18 protein-coding genes and 1 pseudogene are annotated in these 24303 nt (G+C 34.7%); 3 read left to right on the top strand and 16 right to left on the bottom strand.

From position 1 onward, the window contains the following. Window positions 1–218 precede the first annotated feature (218 nt). Window positions 219–1775: an ABC-F family ATP-binding cassette domain-containing protein gene (locus BLP68_RS06630; protein ID WP_091541517.1), complete on the top strand. Its 1557-nt coding sequence runs from the start codon at window positions 219–221 to the stop codon at window positions 1773–1775. A 163-nt stretch (window positions 1776–1938) separates the two neighbouring features. On the opposite strand, the gene BLP68_RS06625 is transcribed toward BLP68_RS06630, so the two are convergent. The 14 genes from BLP68_RS06625 to BLP68_RS06560 all read right to left on the bottom strand — a co-directional run bounded on the left by BLP68_RS06625 (window position 1939) and on the right by BLP68_RS06560 (window position 18919). Beyond that, entirely contained in the window at window positions 1939–3420 is a 1482-nt protein-coding gene (locus BLP68_RS06625; protein ID WP_091541514.1) for a methyl-accepting chemotaxis protein, read from the bottom strand. Between the two features lie 75 nt (window positions 3421–3495). Further along, complete coding sequence (locus BLP68_RS06620; RefSeq protein ID WP_091541511.1) at window positions 3496–5004, bottom strand: methyl-accepting chemotaxis protein; 1509 nt, start codon at window positions 5002–5004, stop codon at window positions 3496–3498. 174 nt (window positions 5005–5178) lie between these two features. After that, a complete protein-coding gene (locus tag BLP68_RS06615) occupies window positions 5179–7278 on the bottom strand; it encodes a methyl-accepting chemotaxis protein (protein WP_242876928.1) in 2100 nt (699 codons plus the stop codon). 306 nt (window positions 7279–7584) lie between these two features. Beyond that, window positions 7585–8340: a glucosamine-6-phosphate deaminase gene (nagB, locus tag BLP68_RS06610; protein ID WP_091541507.1), complete on the bottom strand. Its 756-nt coding sequence runs from the start codon at window positions 8338–8340 to the stop codon at window positions 7585–7587. Window positions 8341–8342: 2 nt separating this feature from the next. Beyond that, window positions 8343–9482 (bottom strand): N-acetylglucosamine-6-phosphate deacetylase, encoded by a 1140-nt coding sequence (gene nagA / locus BLP68_RS06605; protein WP_091541504.1) that lies wholly within the window; start codon window positions 9480–9482, stop codon window positions 8343–8345. Window positions 9483–9534: 52 nt separating this feature from the next. Beyond that, window positions 9535–10629 carry a DUF871 domain-containing protein gene (locus tag BLP68_RS06600; RefSeq protein ID WP_091541503.1) on the bottom strand — a complete coding sequence of 365 codons (1095 nt, stop codon included), beginning with the start codon at window positions 10627–10629 and terminating at the stop codon, window positions 9535–9537. A 1-nt stretch (window position 10630) separates the two neighbouring features. Continuing rightward, window positions 10631–10957 carry a PTS sugar transporter subunit IIA gene (locus tag BLP68_RS06595; RefSeq protein WP_091541500.1) on the bottom strand — a complete coding sequence of 109 codons (327 nt, stop codon included), beginning with the start codon at window positions 10955–10957 and terminating at the stop codon, window positions 10631–10633. Between the two features lie 26 nt (window positions 10958–10983). After that, window positions 10984–12294 (bottom strand): 6-phospho-beta-glucosidase, encoded by a 1311-nt coding sequence (locus tag BLP68_RS06590; protein WP_091541498.1) that lies wholly within the window; start codon window positions 12292–12294, stop codon window positions 10984–10986. A gap of 76 nt (window positions 12295–12370) precedes the next feature. Continuing rightward, window positions 12371–13642: a PTS sugar transporter subunit IIC gene (locus BLP68_RS06585; protein WP_091541496.1), complete on the bottom strand. Its 1272-nt coding sequence runs from the start codon at window positions 13640–13642 to the stop codon at window positions 12371–12373. Between the two features lie 55 nt (window positions 13643–13697). Continuing rightward, a complete protein-coding gene (locus BLP68_RS06580) occupies window positions 13698–14003 on the bottom strand; it encodes a PTS sugar transporter subunit IIB (protein WP_091541493.1) in 306 nt (101 codons plus the stop codon). A 36-nt stretch (window positions 14004–14039) separates the two neighbouring features. After that, complete coding sequence (locus BLP68_RS06575) at window positions 14040–14954, bottom strand: N-acetylglucosamine kinase (RefSeq protein WP_091541491.1); 915 nt, start codon at window positions 14952–14954, stop codon at window positions 14040–14042. Window positions 14955–14980: 26 nt separating this feature from the next. Beyond that, window positions 14981–15247 (bottom strand): HPr family phosphocarrier protein, encoded by a 267-nt coding sequence (locus BLP68_RS06570; protein ID WP_091541490.1) that lies wholly within the window; start codon window positions 15245–15247, stop codon window positions 14981–14983. Between the two features lie 211 nt (window positions 15248–15458). After that, entirely contained in the window at window positions 15459–18164 is a 2706-nt protein-coding gene (locus BLP68_RS06565) for a sigma-54-dependent transcriptional regulator (RefSeq protein WP_091541487.1), read from the bottom strand. Window positions 18165–18253: 89 nt separating this feature from the next. Beyond that, window positions 18254–18919: a uracil-DNA glycosylase gene (locus BLP68_RS06560; protein WP_091541485.1), complete on the bottom strand. Its 666-nt coding sequence runs from the start codon at window positions 18917–18919 to the stop codon at window positions 18254–18256. Between the two features lie 216 nt (window positions 18920–19135). Between BLP68_RS06560 and BLP68_RS06555 the strand changes: the two genes are divergently transcribed. Further along, complete coding sequence (locus BLP68_RS06555; RefSeq protein WP_207647886.1) at window positions 19136–20662, top strand: FAD-dependent oxidoreductase; 1527 nt, start codon at window positions 19136–19138, stop codon at window positions 20660–20662. 82 nt (window positions 20663–20744) lie between these two features. Here the strand turns inward: BLP68_RS06555 and BLP68_RS06550 are convergent, their stop codons facing one another. Continuing rightward, on the bottom strand, window positions 20745–21266 hold the full coding sequence (locus BLP68_RS06550; protein ID WP_091541482.1) for a type 1 glutamine amidotransferase domain-containing protein: 522 nt from the start codon (window positions 21264–21266) through the stop codon (window positions 20745–20747). Window positions 21267–21431: 165 nt separating this feature from the next. On the opposite strand from BLP68_RS06550, the pseudogene BLP68_RS06545 reads away from it, so the two are divergent. Next, window positions 21432–21686 (top strand): annotated as a pseudogene (locus BLP68_RS06545) (ISNCY family transposase); the annotation flags it as partial. Window positions 21687–21808: 122 nt separating this feature from the next. Here BLP68_RS06545 and BLP68_RS06540 read toward each other — a convergent pair. Continuing rightward, window positions 21809–24303 (bottom strand): InlB B-repeat-containing protein (locus tag BLP68_RS06540; RefSeq protein WP_091541479.1); only part of this gene is annotated, 2495 nt, incomplete at its 5' end.

The raw sequence follows: 24303 nt of genomic DNA, 5'->3' as shown, positions 1-24303 counted from the left end.
CTAAATGTAGCTCTCTTTTTATGATAGTGTTAAAGCTTACTATTTAATTATTTATTAATATTGTTCATTATCAGTAAGATTAATTTTCCATAAATGTTTCTAAAAAATCTCTTTTCTGATGTAATAATGTCGTATATAATCTATTATGTGTGTCTTATTATTATGTATATGATATTTTAACATATATTGTCTTTTTCAACGAATGAAAGGAGATTACAATGAGTATATTGACAGTGAAAAATTTAAGTCATGGCTTTGGAGATAGAGCAATTTTTAATAATGTCTCCTTCCGTCTGCTTAAGGGTGAGCATATAGGTTTAATCGGGGCTAATGGTGAAGGAAAATCAACATTTATGAATATAATTACTGGAAAGCTAGAGCCCGATGATGGTCAAGTAGAATGGTCAAAAAATGTACGTGTTGGTTATCTTGATCAACACACAACTCTTCATAAGGGTATGACTATTAGAGATGCCTTAAAGAATGCCTTTAAATATCTTTTTGACATGGAAGCTGAAATGAATGCTATATGTGAGAAGATGGCAGAGGCTACTCCAGAGGAATTAGACCAATTGATGGAGGATATGGGTGATATTCAAGATATTCTAACTAATAACGACTTTTACATCATTGATGCGAAGGTGGAAGAAATTGCACGGGGCTTAGGTTTAGATGATATTGGCATTGATAATGATGTTCAGGATCTTAGTGGAGGACAAAGGACAAAGGTATTACTTGCTAAGCTACTCCTGGAGAAGCCTGATATTTTACTTCTAGATGAGCCAACAAACTACCTGGATGAACAGCATATTGAATGGCTTAAAAGATATCTACAGGAATATGAAAATGCATTTATTCTAATATCCCACGATATTCCCTTCCTTAATAGTGTAATTAATTTAATTTATCATATGGAAAACCAAGAATTAAATCGTTATGTTGGTGACTACGATAGCTACATTCAGGTTTATGAGGCGAAAAAGCAACAATTGGAGTCTGCCTACAGAAAGCAGCAGCAAGAAATTGAAGAGCTTAAGGATTTTGTTGCTAGGAATAAGGCAAGGGTAGCAACAAGAAATATGGCCATGTCTCGACAGAAGAAATTAGATAAAATGGATGTTATTGAACTGGCAAGAGAAAAGCCCAAGCCAGAGTTTAATTTTAGAGAAGCAAGAACCTCTGGTAAGTTGGTTTTTAAAACAGACAATTTGGTTATTGGCTATGACGAACCCCTATCTAGACCACTTGAATTACAAATGGAGCGAGGGCAAAAAATAGCCCTTGTTGGGGCTAATGGCTTAGGTAAAACTACTCTACTGAAGAGTATTCTTGGAGAAATAAAAGGAATTTCTGGCTCAGTTGAGTTAGGGGACTACCTTCACATAGGTTATTTTCAGCAGGAGATTAGAGATGCAAATTATAACACATGTATAGAAGAGGTTTGGAAAGACTTCCCTTCACTAAGCCAATATGAGGTTCGGGCAGCTTTAGCAAAGTGTGGACTAACAACTAAGCATATTGAAAGTAAAGTAGTGGTATTAAGTGGCGGTGAACAGGCAAAGGTACGGTTATGTAAGCTCATTAATAGAGAGACAAATATTCTTATATTAGATGAGCCAACCAATCATTTAGATGTTGAAGCTAAGGATGAGCTTAAGAGGGCTTTAAAGGCCTATAAAGGAAGTATTCTACTGATATGCCATGAACCTGAATTTTATCAGGATATTGTAACAGATGTTTGGAATTGTGAGAATTGGACAACAAAAATAGTATAGAATTAGGCAAACCTCCACATACTGGTGGAGGTTTGTTTTTTATGGAGTGGAGTATGTAATTAACTTTGGCTTAAAAGAATAGTACCTTTCTGACAAGTTTTTTCTGATAAGTTGATTTGTCAGAATAATTTTTCCGCTTACATGATTTTATTTGCTTTTCCCTTTAGTGAGCTGTATTACATCTAGAAATTTCCTCTAAATCATGACTTAAAGAATTAATTTTGCCTATGGAGCTACTTATGGAAGATACATCATGACTTAAACTCTCCATTGTGGCAGATACTTCTTCTGTAGCAGCTGCTTGTTGTTCAGAAATACTGGCTACACTTTCAATTTGTTCTTGTATAGAGATAATATTTGAAGAGACCTTTTCAATCATTCTGATTTCTGCTGTAACGGAATTGTTTGTTTTTTGAAATCCTTCTGTAAAATCATCAAAGTAGGACAATACTTCCGCTAGAATATCATTTCCTGCTTTTAAAGCGGTGTCACCTTGGTTTACAGTTTTAACAGCTTCTTCTGTTTGATGTGATATCTCCATAATAATACTATTTATATCTTTTACTATTTTTGAACTTCCTTCAGCAAGCTTTCTTACTTCATCGGCAACTATAGCAAATCCTTTTCCCTGTTCCCCTGCCCTTGCTGCTTCAATAGCTGCATTCAAAGCAAGTAAATTCGTCTGCTCGGCAATCTGATTAATGGAATCAAGAAAGCTAATAATATCATTGGTTTTGTTTTGCAACTGGTTAACAATAGTCAAAGAAGTTCCTACAGCTTCGTTGATTGTCTTCATTTGAGTTCCCATTTGTTGTACTTTCTGAGTGCCACCTGTAACTTTTTGAATCATATTATTAGAGTTTTCTAAAACATCCTCAGAAACCCTTTGCGTCTCTTTCATTTCGTAAGCAATGTCGGTCATGTTGTTATTTATAATGTTTATACTTTCAGCTTGATGTTGTACTCCTTCTGTCATTTCTTGTATAGTAGCATTCACATTTTCTATGGTAGTTAAATTTGAATCCATGTTTTCCGAAAAAACATTAATGCTTTCATTTAAGATCTTTGCCCCACTTTTTACCTTTCCCAATGTATTATTTAACACATCTACTAAACTTATGGCCTCTTTTGCTTTTTCTTCCGACAGATCGATAAGTCCTGAACTCCATTTATTTATAAAATAGAGACAAACAAAAATTGCATTTGCATTTACCATAAGAAGCATAAGTAGTGTGAAGCGTGCTTCTCCGCTGAAAAGTCCTTGGGGATTTAGGAAATACACTGAAATAAGTATAATGTTAAGAATAATACTGTGAAAAATTATTAATCTCTTACTAAAATACATTGAAATTACAGTTATTGAAAGAATTATTGCATATGTACCGTTGAAACTCATCCCTGGTGTCAAAAAGTCCTTAAACCCAATAATTGCAATTAGTAATGCATAAATAACCCCCTTTTTTTTACTATCAATGTTAACAAAATAAAGTCCTGTGATTAATCCTGCAACAATGATTATTGGAATAGATAGCTTTAATCCACCTATAAAACCATACTTCATAACTGCTAAGCTGGTTACTAGTAAAACAATGGAATTAACGATAAAGGTACTTACCTTATCTGCATTTTTAAGATGATTATTCATGATATAATCCCTCCAATTATGTTTTATATACTTAATAGTTCCTTGAACAATAAATTAGCATGTTTCAAATTGAAATTAATACTTCTGTAAGTATTCCTTAACACTGTGGGTATCTTGAAGTAAATTTTCTGCCTTTGTTACAATTGTTTCTATCATGGAAGCCTGCTCCTGTATACTTGCGCTAGCCTCTTGAGTACCGGCAGCATTTTCTTCAGATATCGAAGAAAGGTTTTCCATAATTTCTATAAGACCATTTTTCTTTTCTTCAATGGTCTTTATTGTCTCTAGGTTCATCGTAATGTTTCTATTTATATTTTCAATTTTTTTATCAATCCTATTGTATATTTCTTCATTTAGTGTAACTTTTTCTAGTACTATAGCGTTTTTTTTCACCACATCATTAACATTATTGCTTGACGATACAATATTTGTCTTCATTTCATTAACAATGCTTCTTATTTCTGCATTGAACCTACTTGTTTCTTCAGCCAGCTTTCTAATCTCCTCAGCAACCACAGAAAATCCTCTTCCTGCCTCCCCAGCTCTAGCCGCTTCTATGGAAGCATTTAAAGCGAGGAGATTGGTTTGTTCAGAAATCGAATTGATCATATTATTAGCCTTTTCAATGTTTTCACTACTATCTCTAGTTAGATTCATTTTCTCGTTAACAGAATAAATTTCTTCTTTCATTTTGTCAATGAGTACACTCAATTCACGTATGGTCTCAATTCCCTTAGTTTTTTCATGAACCAACTCTTGGTAATCCTTTAGGATATGATCTATATTCTTGTAATTGGTATCGATCAGCTGTCCAAGTTCATTGGCATAGGCAACTCCATCTTCTAGATCTTTTGCTTGATCCATAGCACCACTAGCAATTTCCTCTATAACTTTACTTACTTCTTTTATGCTAGAGTCCAAATGCTTAATACTTTCTGTGGTTTTTTGTGTGTTTCTTTCAACAAAATCAAATTTTTCAATGATTCCAGAGAAGATATCTTTGTATGTATCCACAGATGCTTCTATATGTGCCTTCAATTCCCTTCTTGACCTTGGCCGTGAAAAATTTAAAACATCATGGTTGATTTGCTTAAGTCCCAACAGCGTAATGTCAACTCCAAAAACACCCATATCCTGATTATCTTTTCTGAGCAATTTCGCTACAGTCGTCATGAGAATTGGGACTCCATCAATCTCATAATGAAAAGGTTCTAAAACTTCTATTTTTTTAGATCGTAATGGTTTATTATAGAAATCTTCTTTTTCAACATCTGGCAATCTTTGAATCAATATACCTTTTTTTGTTTTGTAATGATAAGAATTGAATTGCCCTGTCTTGTCATAATGCATTGTATTTATATACTTCGTCTGATCTTTGAAGTAGTTATCAAACCCTACAAACCAAATACCAAAAATATAATTATCTGCTTTAAGAATCTTATCCAACTCTGATTCGATGGATACTCGATCATCAGGAAGTTGTATGTTCTTTACTTTTTCAACATTTTTTCGAATGATTTCATAATCCATCAGAAATGATTGTTTTAGAATCTCAATTTCATTTGCAAAATCAAGTTTAAACATTTGATTACCTCCTTAGGGTTTCTACGTTTATAAAAAAGAATTCGATTTTGATTATTTACAGAGAATCTAGGTTATATTAATTAGCAAATTGCTATAACATTAAAAGCTATATAAAAATCTATTCTACTAACATAATCTTGCCAGAAATAAAATATCCTTTTCAATTAAGTACGGTTAAATTTTAAATTGATTTATTTCATTTGTTAGTTTTTTAGACAAACCATTTAGATTTTCTGCAAGTTTTGCTACTTCTTCAATGGCTATTGTTTGTTGTTGTGTAGTTGCACTTACCTCCTCTGTTGCCGCTGCCGTCTGTTGTGATATAGCGGAAATGTTCTCTATACATTGTGTAATATTATCTTTACTGCTGATAACCTCACCAATTAACTTATTAATATTTTTTATTTCAAAGGATATATTGTCTATTGATTTAGATGTATTTGTAAAGGAAATATTTACCTGTTCCACCGAATTTGTTTGTTCAATTGAACTGCTTTTTACTTCCATCATAATTTCTGCTGTTTTAGTACTTTCAGCCTGAATAGCTGTTACTATATTTCTGATTTTATCGGTAGATTTTGCCGATTCTTCAGCAAGCTTTCTTATTTCATTTGCAACTACAACAAAGCCCTTGCCCGCTTCTCCTGCTCTAGCCGCCTCTATAGAAGCATTTAAGGACAGTAGATTAGTCTGATCAGCAATAGTACTTATGGTTTCAATTATATTTCCAATATCTGATGATTTGAGACTCAGTTCTTCAATTACCTTTTCTATTTTACTTATGGACTCGTTATTAAATCTGTTTTTATCCTTTAACTCCTCTAAAGATTCCTTACTGGTGGTATTTTCTTTCATTGCATTTTCCGTTGTATATAAAATTTCATTGTTACCAATCTGAAGCTGAGAAAAGGTATTGTTTAACTCTGTTAGCATTTGAGATGCTGCTAACGTAGTTCTTGCTTGTTCTGTTGCTCCTTCAGCAATTTCGTCTACAGAAAGGGATATTTGTCCAGCTGATATGCTAGTATCATCTGCTGTTTTTGCTAACAAACTAGATGAAGTGTCAACCTCAGTTACGGCATCAACAGAATTTTTTATTAAGCTTTTTATATTTTGCTGCATTCTCTCTATTCCCGTAGCAATGTTTCCTATTTCATCCTTTCTTTTGGTGATTTTATCAGGTATACTTTGTGTAAAATCGCCAGTAGAAATAACCTCAATATGCTGGAAGGTTTCCTTTAAGGGTTTTGTTATAAAACCTCCAATTATAAATGCAGCTATAATGGCAAGTATTACACCAATTATTATTAAAAAGTTAGTTACTCTCCTTAGAGCCACTAAGCTTTCAAAAACCTCTTCTCTAGGTGGAGTAATACCCAATATCCACCCATTTGACATTGTCACAAAAGCTGAAATTACATCTGTACCTTCAAAAGTATAGTCAATCACTACACTTCCATCTTGTTGAATTTTATCAATTATCCAGCTATATTCTCCATTGCTTATTTCACTAAAATTTTCACCTTCAGTTAAGTATGAATGGATCAAAAATTCATAATTATCATTTAATAGAAACCCATATCCAGTATCATAAACTGTTAAATTCTTTATTATTTCTGCTATATCCTGAAACATAAAATCAGTACCAACAACTGCAATTAGTTTATTATCAACAAATACTGGTTTTGTATAGGAAACAAAAACATCATATGATCCATCATCAAATACCCACACATATGGATCAGTCCATATACCCCTTTTATTTTGTACTGGTGCAAACCACCAAGCCATAGATTCATCAGTAGGATCTTCATAGTACGTAGCAGAAACTTCTTCTTGTCTACTAACAACTCCATCCCTGTTATGATCAATATAATATAGGTCATGTTCAGTACCCGTTAAGTCTGGATTGAAATAAATATATGCAGATTTTGCACTGCTAGCCTTTTGAGCAAGTTCCTGTACCATAGGTGCTAATCTCATTTTAAAGTCATACAAATATTCAGGATCTTCTTGTAATTTTTCTATATTAATTTGTGATGTAATTAAATACTCAAGGACATTTGAAATGTATTCCACCTGAGAAAACTCTTGATCAAAACTATTACCATAGGCCTCTACCATAAAGCTTAACTTTGAAGTTGCTTCTTCTTCTATCAATCTACCACTTCTTATAGAGCTAAATATACCTATTGATGTAGCTGTTAATACGGTGCAAACTACAATAGCAGCAATAATTCTAGTTGTAATGGAATTGATACTAAAGTTACGCATACTCACTTGTCATTCCCCCCTATTTTTTTCATAAAATATATAAAACTGTTAATACATATATGATTCGACATCTTTCGACTTTGTCCTTCACTTTTTATAAAATATATATACTATAAACTAACTATAGTCTGCACCAAACGCCACTTATAACTTCAAAGTAGTAAAATGGTTTGTAAAACACAAAAAGACCCACCTTCTATAATTGGCGGGCTCTTATTTGAGACTTACATTAAGTTAATTTCATTAAGGTTTCTTTAATTATTGCTATATCCAGTGATGCACCTATTCCCTTCATACAATACCTCTCTATGCTTCCATTTGTAGTAGGCCTTCTTCATTCAAAAGCTGTGCTGCCCCTTGGTCTAAAATAACAGTAACATCTTGATGCAGCTGAAGCACCGATGCAGGTAGTTCAGGGGTGATTTTTTCATGAATCATATTATATATTGTCTTAGCCTTCTCTGACCCACTGGCCAATAGAATGATTTTCTTAGACTGCATAATTGTTTTAATTCCCATACTAATGGCTAGTTTAGGTACGTTATCAATTGATCCGAAAAATCTAGAGTTAGCATTTATTGTATCTTCATCTAAATTAACCAGGTGGGTTAAAGCTTCAAACTTTACATCTGGTTCATTAAATCCAATATGTCCATTTCTTCCAATTCCCAGTAATTGAATATCAATTCCTCCAGCTTGCTTAATCTTGCCTTCGTAATTTTTACACTCAAGCTCTATGTCTTTAGCTATACCATTTGGTATATGTATATTTTCCTCTTTTATATTTATATGATTAAAGAGATGCTTATTCATAAAGTAGTAATAGCTTTGTTTATTGCTCTTATCTAAACCATAGTACTCATCTAAATTAAAGGAGACAACCTCCTTAAAGCTAATTCTTCCTTCCTCATAAATCCTAACCAGCTCTTTATATGTACCTATTGGTGTCGAACCTGTGGCCAAACCAATTACACTATTGGGTTTTAAAACAATATGACTGGCTAGGATATTCGCTGCCTTTTCGCTCAATTCATTATAGTCTCTTGCAACGATTACTTTCATGCTTATTTCTTCCCTTCATAACATATTTGACCTTCGACGATAGTAGTTGATATTTCCAGTTCTTCATTAAATATTGTCAAATCTGCAAATTTGCCTACTTCTATGCTTCCCCGAAGTTTATCAATGCCTATAAGGCTGGCAGGATTTAAAGAAGCCATATTAACAACATACGGAAGACTATAATTTGTATTCTCCCAATAATTTTTAATTGCTTCATTCATCTTAAGAACGCTTCCTGCTAAGGTTCCATCCTTTAACTTTGCAGTTTTAGAGGTAACCTCAATCAATTGTCCACCAAGGTCATAGGTACCACTTTTCATACAAGCCCCCTGCATTGAATCAGTAATTAATATGATTCTGTCTGTTCCCTTTACATCACCTATAATGCTGAAAATAGCGGGATGGACATGAATTTTATCTGCTATAAGCTCGCAATATATATTAGACTTTAATATTGCTCCTACAACCCCAGGGTCTCTATGGTGGAATCCAGTCATTCCATTAAAAATATGTGTTGCACTTTCAACGCCTGCCGAGATAGCATCCATTGCCTCTTCATATGTGGCATTAGAATGCCCCATAGACATAGCTATTTCATGATGCTTCTTTACATTTTTTATAAAGGATAAATTTTCATCTACCTCTGGGGCAATGGTTATAATCTTTATTACATCATGAAATTCTTTTATTAGATTATAGTCAGGATCAATAATATATTTATCACTTTGAGCACCCTTTTTAATAGGGTTAATGAATGGGCCTTCAAGATGGGCACCAAAAACCGATGCTCCCTTATGCCTATTTTTCATGGCCTCACCAATTCTCTTAAGGGCCTTACTTATATCGTCAAGTGGCATTGTCATGGTTGTTGCCAATATGCCTGTAACTCCATTTTGGCATATTTTTTGGCTTATTGCTTCTATGGCTTTTGGATTGTCATCCATTGTATCGTAGCCAAAAGCTCCATGTATATGAATATCAATAAAGCCTGGAGAAATGTATTGTCCTTTAGCATCTAAAACCTCTATTTCATCATCAGGTATATCATCGGATATAATTATGATTTTTTCATCATATATCAATACCTTATTATCTAGAATTTTATCCCGCAATATAATTCTTCCATTTATTATTGCATTCATATTAACACCTCTCGTATTCTAATTTATTTTTATTCTATTTATTTCTATCTTTTTATTTTAAATCCTTTTCTCTTAGCTTAAATTTTTGCCATGGAAGTATATAATCTAAAAGATATACCTCTTCCTTACATATTCTTCCAACAACACTGGTCTTTCCACTATTTTCCATATCCTTTAGGGCAATCTGGAGTTCTCCTGCATATCTATCATATAGGGAGCTATCAATTATTATATCTCCTCTTTCAATTTGCTTTGGGTTCATAAGTTTAAAATGGTTATCCATATATTTAACCCGGCTTTGTGTAGAACGAATCATGTATTCAGATACATCCCCTCTATTGAAGTGAAGTTCCTCAAGTAAAATTTTCCTCTCAATGTCGGGAAGTCCTTCCAAAACCTCTATGTTAAGCGAAAGCATATCTCTATTTATTTCTGCAAGTCCTTTAAGCTCTTCTTCAGAGGCAAACCCGTTGGCAATAATAACATCATCTATTAACTCTGTATTAAACAGATCCTTCGCCTGTGTTTCTATAGGTAAGTTTCTGTGTTCTTCAAGAGTGCATAGCCCCTCACTTACTTGCCATGGGCCAATTTTTCCGATATTGGAAGAAACAAATGCTGCTGTTCTAATACCCTTCTCTCTATATTCCCTTGAGCATTTAAGAAAGTGCTCTCTAGATAATCCTGTATACCTATGGGGATAAAAGTTATGGCATCCAATTAAATTATCTTTGTTTGGGACATATGAAAGAATATTGTCTAAATACTTGGTACCACTACTCATATTCACTTCTATTTTTAATCCATAGGGGTTGAAGGTCATTATGCTTTCCTCCATTCCACTAAAGCCTAAATCTAACCTTAGCCCCCACAGCTTCATGTCTTTAAAAAATTTTAGATCTTCATAGCCAATATTATACTCTTCAAGTACTGAAGGACTTACGTCTGCTATCACCTTCATTCCTAAACTATCTGCAAATCCAACAATTTCCCTAAATTCTTCAATTATCTTGTCTTTGTCCCCCTTAGCTGATATTAGGCAAGTAAATATCCTGGTAAATCCATATTTAGCAGCCAATGATAAATAATTCTTTATTTCTTCCATACTTCCATTTCCAGGGTATATTGAAATTCCCAATTCCCGCATTCTATACAACCTCCTGTTTTCTACACATTACATTTCTGTATAGATCAACGAATTCCTCAGCTAGGTCCTTAACCGTCATAGCATTCATTAAATGATCCTGCGCATGAATCATTAATAGAGATATTTCCACCTTATTTCCTTGTGCCTCAGAATGAATTAACATAGTTTGAGCCTCATGGGCCAAGGCTAGCTTTTCCTTTGCATCTTCCATGCATTTGGTAGCCTTTTTATAATCACCCTTCTTAGCATTTTGTATTGCCTCCATACTGGAACTTCTTGCTTCCCCACTGTGGGTAATTATAGTAAATATAGTAACTTCAATATCCATATCTAATCGCTCCTTGCATTAGGTTATTATTTATTAAATTGTGGTAAATAGTCGACATTTGCCATTAGTATATCATCTAGTATTTTTTTTGCAACCTTTATTGATGGTACCAAAGGATTAGACATAAGGGACATTAGAGCTGTGTTATAGTCCCCAGATATTCCTGCTTCTACTGCCAATAGCTCATAGCTTTTTACTGCTTGAATTAAGCCATTAATTTGTATAGGCAATTTCCCTGATGCAATAGGTCTAGCACCAGACTTGCCAATAACAGCATTCAACTCTACTACAACATCCTCCGATAAATCTACAATCCCACCATTATTGTGTACATTTACAGTATGAATTTCGTTCTTATCATTATAAATAGCGCTTATCAAAGAGACAGCAGCGTCAGAGTAGTATGCGCCACCCCTCTCCTCTAATTCCTTTGGTTTTACATCAAGCTCAACCTTCTTATATAGATTGAAAAGTGCTTCTTCAATTCTCTTAACCTGCTCAGCCCTTGTTCCTTTCTCCTGCAATGCTCTTTTTTCATCCTCCAGCATTTCATCTGTCATATAGAAATATCTATGATATGGACAGGGTAACAACCCTAAAGCATTAATAAAATCTTTATCCCAAACAAGATCTGGAATATTCTTCATTGTTATAGAATTACCCTCAGCCAGATTTCTTAAAACATCTGTTGTAATATCATCACCATCTAAATATACTTTCTTACCATAAACCATATGATTTAAGCCAACAAAGTCTATTCTAAGACGACTGCTTTCGTATCCAAGTATCTTTGCAATATTATTAATCATACCAATTGGCACATTACAAAGTCCTATTGTCCTCACATTTGTATGTTTTAATACCATTTCAGTTATAATACTAACTGGATTAGTGAAGTTTATAAGCCATGCATTTGGTGCAAGAACCTCAATTTCTCTACAAATATCTAAAATAACAGGTATTGTTCTTAAGGCTTTTGCGAAACCTCCTGGCCCTGTTGTTTCTTGACCAATCACATTATATTTTAAAGGTATTTTTTCATCCAATGCCCTTGCCTTTAATCCACCTACTCTTATTTGAGTAACTACAAAATCAGAATCCTTAATTGCTTGTTTTCTATCTAAGGTTTGATATATTTTTGTTTCTAATCCTGCTTTTCTTATCATTCTTTTGGTAAGCTCAAATATAATATTTAATTTTTCTTTTCCTTCTTCTATATCAACCAAATGAATTTCCCTAACTGGTAGTTCATTGGTCCTTTTTATAAAACCCTCTATTAGCTCTGGTGTGTAGCTGCTGCCACCACCTATAACAGTAATTTTTAATCCACACTGCATGTTTTTCACCCCATTATTATATTGATATAAGGTAAAGGGAGTAATACACTCCCTTTACCTCTACTCTATAAATCTATTAAATTGTACTTTTTTCTGCTTTATCTTCTGTATATTTATCTGCTAATTTAATAAATGGCAGATATATTAACACAGCTACACAGAAGTTAAATAGAGCTAATAATGCACCCATAATACTTCCACCTGTAGCCAAAAATCCACCTATTCCAACTGGTGTTATCCATGGGATTGCTACGAAGGTAGGAGGCACTAATCCAGTTGCTGTAGCTATATATGCAATTAGTGTAAGTATACCTGGAGTAATGAAAAATGGTATAAATAAAATTGGATTTAAAACAATTGGCAAGCCAAATATCATAACTTCATTAATTTGGAAAATTCCATTAGGTAAGCCCAGTTTTGCAACCTCTTTGTATTCTTTGCGTTTTTTTGTACCAATAAATATTGCAGCTATTAATGCTAATGTAGCTCCAGATCCACCTAAATGTACATATGCGTCAAAGAAAACTCTAGTTATATTATTTGTTGCTACTAATCCTTGTTCAATTAAATCTGCATTTTCTAAAAGTGCTGGTAAGTAAACTGTATTCATGATTGGATCTAATAGATTAGCTCCATGTAGACCAAAGAACCAGAATAAATTGATAAGCATAGCCGCTATCATAGCTGATATAGGACCCTGCCCCAATCCTTGAAGTGGCACTTGAATAGTATTATATATTAAATCATACAGACTTGTGTTTCCAATAGTAGAAATCAAATGCGCTACTGTAGCAGATACATATACTGCTGCTATTCCTGGTATTACAGCAGCAAAGGCTCTTCCAACTGCTGGTGGTACTGTGTCAGGCATTTTTATAACTATATTTCTCTTTGTTAATTTAACAAAAATTTCAGTAGCCAGTATCGCTACAAGTAGTCCAGTAAACAGCCCAGTTGCACTTAAAAACCCGAAATGTATATATCCCCAACTTGCATCTCCATGGATCTGAGGAGTAACCGCAATAAAGGCACCAATAGAAACTAATCCAGCTGCCAAACCATCTACATCATATCCCTTTGCTAGGCTGTATCCAGTTGAGAAAACAACCAAAAGGGTCATAATTGCAAAGGTCCCCCACCAAACATTGCCATTTATACCCCTTAAAAATTCGAAAAATGGAACCCAAGTAACCAGAGTGTTGTTTAATAATACAGCGAATGAACCAGCTAAAATGAGAGGCATTATAGCTACAAAGCCATCACGAATAGCTATTAAGTGTCTTTGTCCACCTATCTTAGCTGCATACGGCATAAAATACTTCTCCATAAATTCTAGAAACTTTTTCATTTTTATCCCCCTTAATTTAAATTTATAATTCCATTAGGTATCTAATTTATTAAATCTACTCTAACAAACCTAACGCCTGATTCAATACTGCTTCTCCGTTCATGGTTCCATAATTGATACTATCAATGACGGCAACAGGAACTCCCTTTCCAGCCAGAGACTTTTCCATTTTACTAAGTAAATATCTGACTTGTGGACCCAATAATAGTACATCTATATCATCAAAGTGTTTTGAAGCCTCAGTTTCAGAAACGGCAAAAATCTTAGCTAAAACCCCTTTTTTTACTGCAGATGTAGTCATTTTAGTTACCAGCAAGCTGGTGGACATTCCAGCAGAACATACCAGCATTATTTTTTTCATTACATTTCCTCCTCATTTTTAGCCTTAGATTATAGATTACCTATCTAAACTGTCTACAGCCAATATCAGTGCCCCCATTACTGCCTTATGATAGGGTAAATGGACGTTTATGCCAGGAAGCATCTCTGTTACCTTTTCTATGAATAACCTTCTTATGGTTTTAGAGTTTTCAAATAGTCCCCCACATAGTCCTAGTGAAAAAATATCCTCATTTAATCTTTTTGCTAAGGAATGTGTCATTTCCCAAAGATCATCTATTGCTTTTTCAACTATGGTGGTGGCTCCTTCGTCTATACCATAGAGCTTTATTATTTCAGGAGCAATTTCAGCGATATGGTGTTTTTTTGTGTCGGGTGAATAAATAAATTGAATTAATTCCTCGGGATGGGATAAATTAAGCTTGCTCTTTACTTCATCCCAAATTTTACTTTGTGCTTTTCTGCCATCGTAGCCCTCCAGTACTCTTCTTAAGGCATCTCTGGCGATTGCATAACCACTGCCATAATCATCAATAAGGTGACCCCAGCCACCAACCCGATGACCTTTCCCCCACTGATCTATGCCATAGGCTATAGACCCAGTACCACTAATAACTATTCCACCTCTTTTAAAGCCATTTGCTGCTACAAGTGCAATAACAGAATCATTTACCACCGATAGATAGTTTTTGTAGCCTATATCTGCAAACTGTTGCCTCACTACTCTTTCGTCCTCAGCAGAATCAATCCCGGCTCCGCCAAAGCATAATCCCTCAATTCTATCCATGGCTACGTTTTCCTCTTTTTCAAAATAGGTAAAAATTTCCTTGAATCTCTCCCTTACCATATCAATTCCAATACTATGGTAATTAGTGGCCCCAACCTGGGCTGTTGATATAACTTCCTTCATATCATTCCCTAAATATGCTATTGTTTTTGTACCACCTCCATCGATTCCTATAAAGTACCTCATAATAACCTCCTCTCTTAATTAAGTTTTTATTCTAGAATAAGCTTTTCTTCAAATAATTCCTTTAAGGCCTGTATGGCAGCAGCTTCATCAGTTCCCTCTGCAACAATTTCAATTGAATCTCCATTTTTAGCTGCTATCCCCAATACCGACATAATGCTTTTACCATTTGCTGATTTATTATGTTTTTGTAGAGTTATATTTGAAGAAAAATTTTTAGATGTTCCAACCAACATACTAGCGGGTCTTGCATGTAATCCTGATTTTGTCTTTACTGTAACAGTGAGCTTTTCCACCTTACTCCTCAACTCCCTTCATTATTGTCACTGTTATATAGAGCAAGATTGATGCCAACTAATTTAATAATAGAAATAGTTTATTATTTTCTATACAACCTAGTTAAATCAACTGCCTGATAGCTTTAAACTGAACTCAAAAACTAAAAATAGTGTGCGGATTTTTACGCACACTATTATACACAGTTACACACTATTGCATTATTTAATATTATAGAGCTTCATTTTCATTATTAGATATCATCATATTACATATGTAAGCTAGTTCATTTTCTCCGATATCAATTTTGTACTTATTTTCTAAGCTTATGCAACAATTTTTTACTATTATCATTTCTCTATTAAACTGATCTTTATAATGGATTAATCCTTCAAAAGTAGTTTCTTTACCGCCACCCTTTAGCTTGTCTAAAAGAAAGCTAACATGCAGAATGATGCCAATAACAGCCTCGTCCCTTATTTTCAGATTAAGCAGGCTTTCAATATCGGATATCGTATGTCTTATTTCATCTATAATTTTTTCTCCATCAATATACTTTAAATGATTTTTTAATGACTTTCCTATTTTAACATAGTTCTCCTCTTCCTTTACAATATCTTCAAGATACTTCATACCATCACCAGCAATCATTTCTGCTGCTGAAATGAATGGGATATCATTCACATGTATATCTACGGTACTTACAATAGCTAAAATCTTATGATTTTCTTTATACTGATTAATGGAAGCCTTGAATCCCTTCCTATTTAAAATGTTTAAAGGAATTATTTCAATATTATAATTGTTGGATAATTTTTCCTCAATGATGCTCTTAAGTCGTTCTGATGCTCCTTCTCCTGTAAAACATGCTGTTATTATAATATTTTTGTTTGTCATCTTTATTTTCTTAACAAAACCTTTATTCATGCAACCAATGTCCTTAAAGCTCTCATAGATTTCATTTATATCCCTTCCTAGAACTGCCTTTCTGCATGCATCAACAGCAATTGGTGTGCTGACCATATCAATAGTTTTTACAATTATACCGGTTTCCTCATATACCATATCTCCAAAATTGGTGAGGGAACCCATATCAACCAATAATAATACCCCCCGCCCTCTATCTAGCTTTACTATCTGTTTTTTAGCCAGTTCATACATATCCAATGGCTTCATACTAAGGGGCATATCTAGAGCAGCTGCATGGTGAGCCCCTACTAAGGTATTGCATACATCAACCATGCTACTGGCAGTTGTGTTTCCATGCATTATTACAAGTATACCAACCTTAATCTTTTCATCGCCATCAATATCTAATGGATTGGAGGTGAAAAATAATGTTAAATATCCGATTTCATCCAGTGGTGTTTGAACATGAAATTTTTTATCGATGATTTTTACTGACTCCATCGCTACTAAAAATTCATCAGGATATTCAACACGAATCAAATTTAATTTTGGATGATATATTTTTACACCCTTCTTAACTCTCTCAATAAATCCATGAATATGTAGTGCCAATCCATAGTAAATTTTCTTATCATACTTTCTTTCCAACTTATTCTGAGCAAGTCTTAATATTTCTTCGACTGTTTCCAATACTTCTACATCGACTATCTTAGATATTTCCTGTATTCTAATATCCTCATGTAGGTTTCCGAGATATTTTTGAAAATGGCTTTCAATATCTATATTGATTATCTGATTAATCTCCTCGGCCTCAATACCAGATTTTTTTAAGTCTTCTAGCTTCTTTTCAATTGCGTCATAAAAGTCCTCATTGTCACTAGGTTTACTGGTTATATTAGGTGCTACATCCTCTCTAAAATTAAATCGTAGAATGTCACACTTTGTGTTTACCAACTGATCTATTTCATCTCGTAATTCATTAATCCTCATCATTCCTTTTTTTACATGCTGAGGTAAATCTGACTGTGTTATTAATATATACTCTTCTTTATTTGACTTATAATTTACAAATGCCTTTGCACAAGACAACTGAATATCACTTCCTAGCTGTCCAATATTATTGGGACAATCGTAAAGAAGTAGTGATATGAGGGAATTCCTATTTACATATACACTTTTTCCTATTCTCTTTGATTCCTTTTTTATGAAATATTCAATTAAATAATATCTTTCAGCTAAGCTTTTCTCCCTTAAAGGAGGCAATGTAATAATCATTGGGATTCTTCTTGTAAAAGTATTAAGTAAATGGGATTGAGGGTCCTCTGTTGTAGCAGCAATAATTTGCACTTCAACTTGAATGGTTTTTTCCGTTTCACCTAATGATCTAAATACGCCTGTATCAATGTAAGTAAATAGCATTTCTTGTCCCTGTGGTGAAAGTCTATGGACTTCATCAAGGAATAAAATGCCTCCATCTGCTTTTTTTAGTAAGCCTTCCTTATCTTTATCCGCACCCGTGTATGCCCCCTTTTTCACTCCAAAAACCTGTGCCATTACAAGCTGTGGATTATCAGCATAATCTGCACAATTAAACCTAATAAAGGGTGCTTCTGTATCAATTACCTTTGCCTCAATGGCAAACTGATACATTAATTCTGCGAACATTGATTTTCCCACACCGGTTTCGCCAAGTATTAATGTATGCAGCCCTCTCGGAGGATATAAAATAGCAGCTTTAGCTTGTTGTATTGGTATTTGCAAGCTTTGTTGTCTAAGGGTAATTTCATCAACACTATTCTTTGTATCTTGTACTACTGTAATTACTTCATCCTTTTTTAAAGAGCTATATAAGACAGGGCGACCCTCAGCTTTAAGAATTTTATTCTCAATATAAAGAATATTTAAGTACCTACTTACATTGGCTCTATCATTCTTTAGCACCTGACTGACTTCGTAAGCAGAAATTCCTCTATTAAATTTTTTCTCCAATTGAACTAATGCATCATATACCTGATCAATTTTTTTCATAATACTCCTCTTTTAATCAATATATTTGATGTTTTATTCTTTCTTATTTCTATAATAAGCGCTTTTATCCTTTAAAAATTTCAAATATCCTAAAGTTGCCAGTCGATCTCTCGGCAGCCCATTTTTTTAAGAAAATTGTTGGTTTTAGAAAAGGGTTTGCTTCCCATGAAGCCCCTGTGGGCTGAAAAAGGACTTGGATGAGGTGATTTAATAACAAAATGCTGGGGTGCCGTTATAAGGGCCTCTTTTTCATGAGCATTTTTTCCCCAAAGTATAAAGACTATAGGGTTATCCCTCTTATTAAGCAAAGAAATAACATTATCAGTAAAGTATTCCCAGCCAAGTCCTTTATGTGAGTTTGGCTCCCCCTTGCGAACGGTTAAAACTGTATTAAGCATTAATACTCCTTCCTTTGACCACTTTTCTAAATAGCCATGATTAGGTATACTACACCCTAAATCATCCTGAAGCTCCTTAAAAATATTTTGCAGTGAGGGCGGTATTTTAATTCCAGGTTTAACGGAAAAGCTAAGTCCATGGGCTTGCCCCTCTCCATGATATGGGTCCTGCCCCAAAATCACAGCTTTTACCTCCTTATATGGGGTATAGTGCAGGGCATTAAAAATATCATGTTTATCTGGATATACTATTTTTCCCTTATACTCCTTCATCAAAATTTCCCTAAGCTTTATGTAGAATGGTTCTTGAAAAATATCTTCCAGTAGCAATTGCCAGTCATTTTTTAAGATAGACATTCTATCCCCCCTAAAAATCTCTATTTATTATTCTTTATTTTATCATACTTTGTTTTATCGTCTTTATAAATTTTTTTCTTTTAATGAATGAACTGATCATCTATAACCCTGCAACTTACTTATTAATTTCAATTGAAGTTTTATTTCCTATTTACATTATTTTGTCTTATTTGGAAAACCTATAAACTATCAAATGTTTAACTGGAGGTATTTCTATTGGATAACCATATTAACAGTATTAAAATCCCACAAAGCCCAGAGCCCTATTGGAGAGCATCTGTAAAGACTCAGTCCTTTGAACCTTTAACGCAGGACATAACTACTGATGTAGCTATTGTTGGTGGTGGTATAACTGGTATAATATCAGCCTATCTTTTACTTCAAGAGGGATTTAAGGTTACGCTGATTGATGCCAGTAATATTCTAAATGGCACAACTGCCCATACTACAGCAAAAATTACTGCCCAGCATGATTTAATCTATGCTGAATTAATTAACCACATAGGAAAAGAAAAAGCAAAATTATATTATACCGCCAACACAAATGCCATTAAATTTTATGCTAATATTATTAAAAATAACAATATTGATTGTGATTATGATAAACAGGATAGTTTTGTCTATACCTCTTCTGATAAATATATTAATAAAATAGATCAAGAGGTAAAAGCGTATCAACAGTTGGGAATTAGGGGAGATTACGTAGAAAGCCTTCCAGTTCCCATAAACATAAAGGCCGCCGCTGTAATGAGGGACCAATCACAATTTCACCCACTAAAGTTTTTAAATCATTTACTAGAGTTTATAGTAAATAATGATGGACATATTTTTGAGGAGACAACAGCTGTGGATATTGTAGCTGATGATGGATTAAAGGTTATAACAAAAAATGGTGCCAACATAAGCTGTAAGAATGTAATAATAGCCTCCCATTTCCCCTTTTATGGAATAAAGGGCTTATATTTTTCTAGAATGTATCCCGACCGCTCCTACGTTTTAGGAGTTAAAACAAAAATAGGTTATCCTGGAGGCATGTATTTAAGTGCCGACGATCCTAAACGTTCACTTCGTTATACTAATATTAATGGTGAAAAACTCGTGTTAATAGGGGGAGAAAACCATGTTACAGGTAAAGACAAGGAGACCTCTGAGCATTACTATGCCCTTAAAACCTTTGGTGAGGATATTTTTGGCTTGGAAGAAATATTATATAGATGGTCTACTCAGGATTTAACTACCCTCGATAATATCCCCTATATAGGCCGACTGACCAGTAATACTCCTAATATTTTTGTTGCAACTGGCTATAGGAAATGGGGTATGACCACCAGCGCTTTAGCAGCTCTTTTATTAAAGGATTTAATAATGGACAAATCCAATCCTTATACAGAGGTTTTTAGCCCATCAAGATTTCATGCCGACCCAAGCATAAAAAATTATATTAAGTTTAATGCCAACGTTGCGAAAAAATTTGTTGCTGGCAGATTTAAAGATCCTTTTAGGACAGTGGAGTCCCTCAAAAAGGATGAAGGGTCAATTGTTAGTGTAAATGGAAAAAGGGTAGGTGCCTATAGAGACCCCGATGGAGAATTACATTTAGTTAGTAATACATGTCCCCATTTGGGATGTATGTTAAAATGGAACCACGGTGAAAGAACATGGGATTGTCCTTGTCATGGGTCAAGGTTTTCAATTGATGGAGATATAATAGAAGGTCCAGCAGAAAAAGAACTAAAAAAATGAAAAACTTGGAATAACAAAAATCAACATCCCATTTATCATTGGGATGTTGATTAATTTTATTGTCCATATACTTTTTTTGTACCTATCTTTGCATAACGTCTATGAAGTCTATCATGTATTGTGGTAAATCAGGTGGTCTTCTACTGGAAACAATGTGTCCATCTACAACACTTGGCTCATCAAGCCAAACAGCACCTGCATTTACCATATCATCCTTGATTCCTGGGGTGCTTGTTACTTTTTTACCCTTAAGAATATTGGCAGAGATAAGTATCCAACCAGCATGACAAATTTGACCTATTGGCTTTTTATTTTCATCCATATATTTTACAATATCTAATACCTCTTTAAAGCGTCTTAGCTTGTCAGGGGCCCAGCCTCCAGGTACCAGAAGGGCATCGTAGTTTTCTGGCTTCAAATCAAGAAATGAGCAGTCCGAATGTATTGGTACTCCATATTTACCGATATACTTTTTGTTAGCTTCTTCTCCTGCAATATCTACTATGGCTCCTTCTTCTCTTAATCGAAGAACCGGATACCATACCTCTAGATCCTCAAAATCATCATGAACAATGTAAAGAACTTTTTTTCCTTTAAGCTTCATAATAACATCACCTCCTGCAATATTATTTTATTAGGCGTTTGGGAAACGCCACAACCCGTATAAGTACGTGATATTTTTTCTTATAAAATAGAATTCCTCCTTTATGATAAACTTGAGTTGTTTAGAAAGGCATCCACTAAAATTCAAAAAAGGAGTTATGTCTTTATGATACCACACAAACAACTTTCGTTGGCAGAAATTTATTCTGATTGCAAATCTTATTTTGAAAATGATAACCTCATTTTCTCTCTTTGTTAGAAACTACTACTAATCTTAATGAACTTATTCCATCATCTTTTATTAATCACTTTTACGCATTTACCTCGTAAATACCCTCTCAAAGCAATGCTTTGGGCACTTATTCTTCAACGTATCTTTTCCATTCCCACAGATTCTCTTTTGATTCTTTTCCTTAATTACTATTCCGTGTATACATCCATGAATCAGGTTATATGCCAGACAAGTCCCTGTCCCTTTGTCTGATTTATCTGACTTATTCCAAAATGGAGTGCTCTAATCAATAGAGCACTCCATTTGTTTCATTATTCATTAATAAGCTTCGATTCCACTAAGAGATTTTTGATGGCCTGTGCTGCCTCTGCATAGGTCAGCTTCGATTTTGGCGAAATGGTTGTTGTACTTGTTCCATTGAATACATGAGCCTCCAATACTGCTTTTACATAACTTGATGCCCACTCGCTTACTTGTTCAAAATCTGTATATTTATGATGTCTTGTAACATCGCTACCGGTAAGTTTTGTCACCATCATAGCTCTTTGGTACATCACCATAGCTTCTTCTCTTGTAATATGCTGATCCGGTCTAAAGGTTCCGTCCGGATAACCTGTTACAATACCATATTCATTGGCTATGAGTATCGCCAGTGTTCTGTCTGCTGTACTGCTAACATCCGTAAACTTGTTCTCATGGGTTGAACCTTCTCTATAAAGACCCAATGCTCTGACAATGTACTCTGCAAAGTCTGCTCTTGTGATAGCATTGTTCGGTTCAAAACTCTCTGGATTAAAGATAATAAGTCTTGATGCCATGTCGTTAACTGTGTCCTTTGACCAATGGTTCTCTACCGATTTTATTTCTACTTGATTCCAAATGACCGCATAGACAGAGTTGGTTAAGGAGCTCAGTTTTGCATACCATTTACCGTCTTTTTGGTATACTGACGTGGGTACATGGCTGTATGTCCCGTCTGGGTTTAACACAATACCTGTTGTGATTTTACTTGGATCTAACCCTTTCGGGATTTCCATTACCCGCTCTACATAGTTACTGAATTTGCTGATTTTTAACTCATCTGCTGTCCCATCAGCTCTTGTTGTTTTTGCTACTACTTCAAAGGATACTGGTGGGAATATTAATTCAGCCCCATTTGCTTTGACAACTTCATTGTACCTTTTAACCGCCTTTTCATCTAGCTTAGTGATTTTTATTTCTACTTTAATCTCAGTAAGATTCGTTTCCTTAATTCCAAGATTTTCTGCGACTTTACTTATTTTAAATTCTTCTGCCGGTATAATGTATTCTATATTATCGTGTTTAACAGCTATATCGAAGGTGTTCTCTTCCAGTTTCTTAACTATATCTCCGGTAAGCTCTACTTTAACTACTTCTGCCTTTGCATCCGCAACAGGAACTTGAAGGACATTATTTATTCTAATTGTATTGTTTTTAATAGCTTCTTCTATTTTGCTCTCAATGATTTTACTATCAACTTCTACAATTACAGTTGATTTACCATCTTCAGTTGTTTTTGTTTCTTTTCCGGCATTTTGCTCTTGTCCGTTGACTATGACTATTGCATATGTCTCTGTTATTGGAGCTGGTGTAGCCTCTGTTGTTGGTGTTGTTCCTCCTGTTCCTCCTCCTGTATTATCTGATGAATTTCCACCACTTGGAATGGCTGTCCACATTGCATAGAGGTTAAGGTTGTTTGTCCCTATGATTACGGCTGATCCTTGTGTATAGCTTGTGTCTTGCCCGTTGGCTTGGGTGTTCCAGCCTGCAAATGTATATCCTTCTTTTACTAGGTTTCCTGTATTACCTAGTACTATAACAGTTGCTCCATCTTCATATAGGTTGCTGTCTGTAGGTACGCTTCCTCCTGTATTTCCATTTCCATGATATGCTATGGAGTTAAAGCTAACAACTACTTCTGCTATGAGTGGAACGGTGCTAAGATTTAATTTGCTTTGGCTTAAGGATATGGTTCCTATACCTTGTGTATTTATTGATCCAGACACTGCTAATGTTACTGTATTGCTGTTATTGTTTATAGAGTTAATGCTTAATGTGCTAAATTCATTACCTAGAGTTATATCGCTAGCATATACGGAACCTGTTACTGTGTCATTAAGGACATTTAGTGTAAAGGTTCGATTAAAATTAATGCTTCCTTTTACGTTATCAGGATTTGCTGTTATTCTGATGCTAGCTGGATCTATCCACTGTGCATAAACGGTGATGTTGCCTGTTATTACTGTTGAGCTGTCAAAGGTTGTTCCTGAACCGTTTGCTGCTGTATTCCAGTTAATAAATGTATAACCTTCTCTTGTTGGAGCTGCTGGAAGTGTTACTGTGGTTCCATGTGTTAAGTTGGTGATGGCTGCCACTGAGCTGCCACCTTGACTATCAAAGGTTACTGTATATTGAGCAACTGCTAAACTCACTGTATTACTGGTTACTTGGGTTAAGCCTGTGCTGTTAAATGCTATTTGTACTCCATTTACTTCGGCTTCGTTGGTAGCTCCCAGGTTTGTGAAGGTGACCACTCCATTTGCTGCTGTGACTGTTGTGTTTCCTGTTAGGGTCCAGCTACCGCTGTCATGCCTTGTGGCTGTTACTATTGCTGAACTGTTGTTTGTGCAGAGGTTACCATAGGTATCTCTTAGTTCTAGTATTGGCTGTTGGGCAAATTGTCCTCCGTTTACTGCTGGTGCTGTGATGTTTTGTGTAATGCTGATGTTTGTTGCTGTTCCATGGGTTGGAGTGATGGTTAATGTGTTGGTGTCTGGGGTGGTTA

This window comes from Alkaliphilus peptidifermentans DSM 18978, assembly GCF_900101495.1.
GTDB lineage: Bacteria > Bacillota > Clostridia > Peptostreptococcales > Natronincolaceae > Alkaliphilus_C > Alkaliphilus_C peptidifermentans.
The sequence above is the reverse complement of the archived record's forward strand: the minus strand, read 5'-3'. Positions and strand labels throughout refer to the sequence as shown.

Bases quoted from the DNA above. Each gene is read 5' to 3' on its own strand.
- BLP68_RS06550 (WP_091541482.1), bottom strand. From the start codon at position 21,266: ATGAAGCTTAAAGGAAAAAAAGTTCTTTACATTGTTCATGATGATTTT.
- nagB (WP_091541507.1), bottom strand. From the start codon at position 8,340: ATGAAAGTAATCGTTGCAAGAGACTATAATGAATTGAGCGAAAAGGCA.
- BLP68_RS06600 (WP_091541503.1), bottom strand. From the start codon at position 10,629: ATGCGGGAATTGGGAATTTCAATATACCCTGGAAATGGAAGTATGGAA.
- BLP68_RS06575 (WP_091541491.1), bottom strand. From the start codon at position 14,954: ATGAGGTACTTTATAGGAATCGATGGAGGTGGTACAAAAACAATAGCA.
- BLP68_RS06620 (WP_091541511.1), bottom strand. From the start codon at position 5,004: ATGTTTAAACTTGATTTTGCAAATGAAATTGAGATTCTAAAACAATCA.
- BLP68_RS06580 (WP_091541493.1), bottom strand. From the start codon at position 14,003: ATGAAAAAAATAATGCTGGTATGTTCTGCTGGAATGTCCACCAGCTTG.
- BLP68_RS06625 (WP_091541514.1), bottom strand. From the start codon at position 3,420: ATGAATAATCATCTTAAAAATGCAGATAAGGTAAGTACCTTTATCGTT.
- BLP68_RS06585 (WP_091541496.1), bottom strand. From the start codon at position 13,642: ATGAAAAAGTTTCTAGAATTTATGGAGAAGTATTTTATGCCGTATGCA.
- BLP68_RS06615 (WP_242876928.1), bottom strand. From the start codon at position 7,278: ATGCGTAACTTTAGTATCAATTCCATTACAACTAGAATTATTGCTGCT.
- BLP68_RS06590 (WP_091541498.1), bottom strand. From the start codon at position 12,294: ATGCAGTGTGGATTAAAAATTACTGTTATAGGTGGTGGCAGCAGCTAC.
- BLP68_RS06630 (WP_091541517.1), top strand. From the start codon at position 219: ATGAGTATATTGACAGTGAAAAATTTAAGTCATGGCTTTGGAGATAGA.
- nagA (WP_091541504.1), bottom strand. From the start codon at position 9,482: ATGAATGCAATAATAAATGGAAGAATTATATTGCGGGATAAAATTCTA.
- BLP68_RS06565 (WP_091541487.1), bottom strand. From the start codon at position 18,164: ATGAAAAAAATTGATCAGGTATATGATGCATTAGTTCAATTGGAGAAA.
- BLP68_RS06595 (WP_091541500.1), bottom strand. From the start codon at position 10,957: ATGGATATTGAAGTTACTATATTTACTATAATTACCCACAGTGGGGAA.
- BLP68_RS06560 (WP_091541485.1), bottom strand. From the start codon at position 18,919: ATGTCTATCTTAAAAAATGACTGGCAATTGCTACTGGAAGATATTTTT.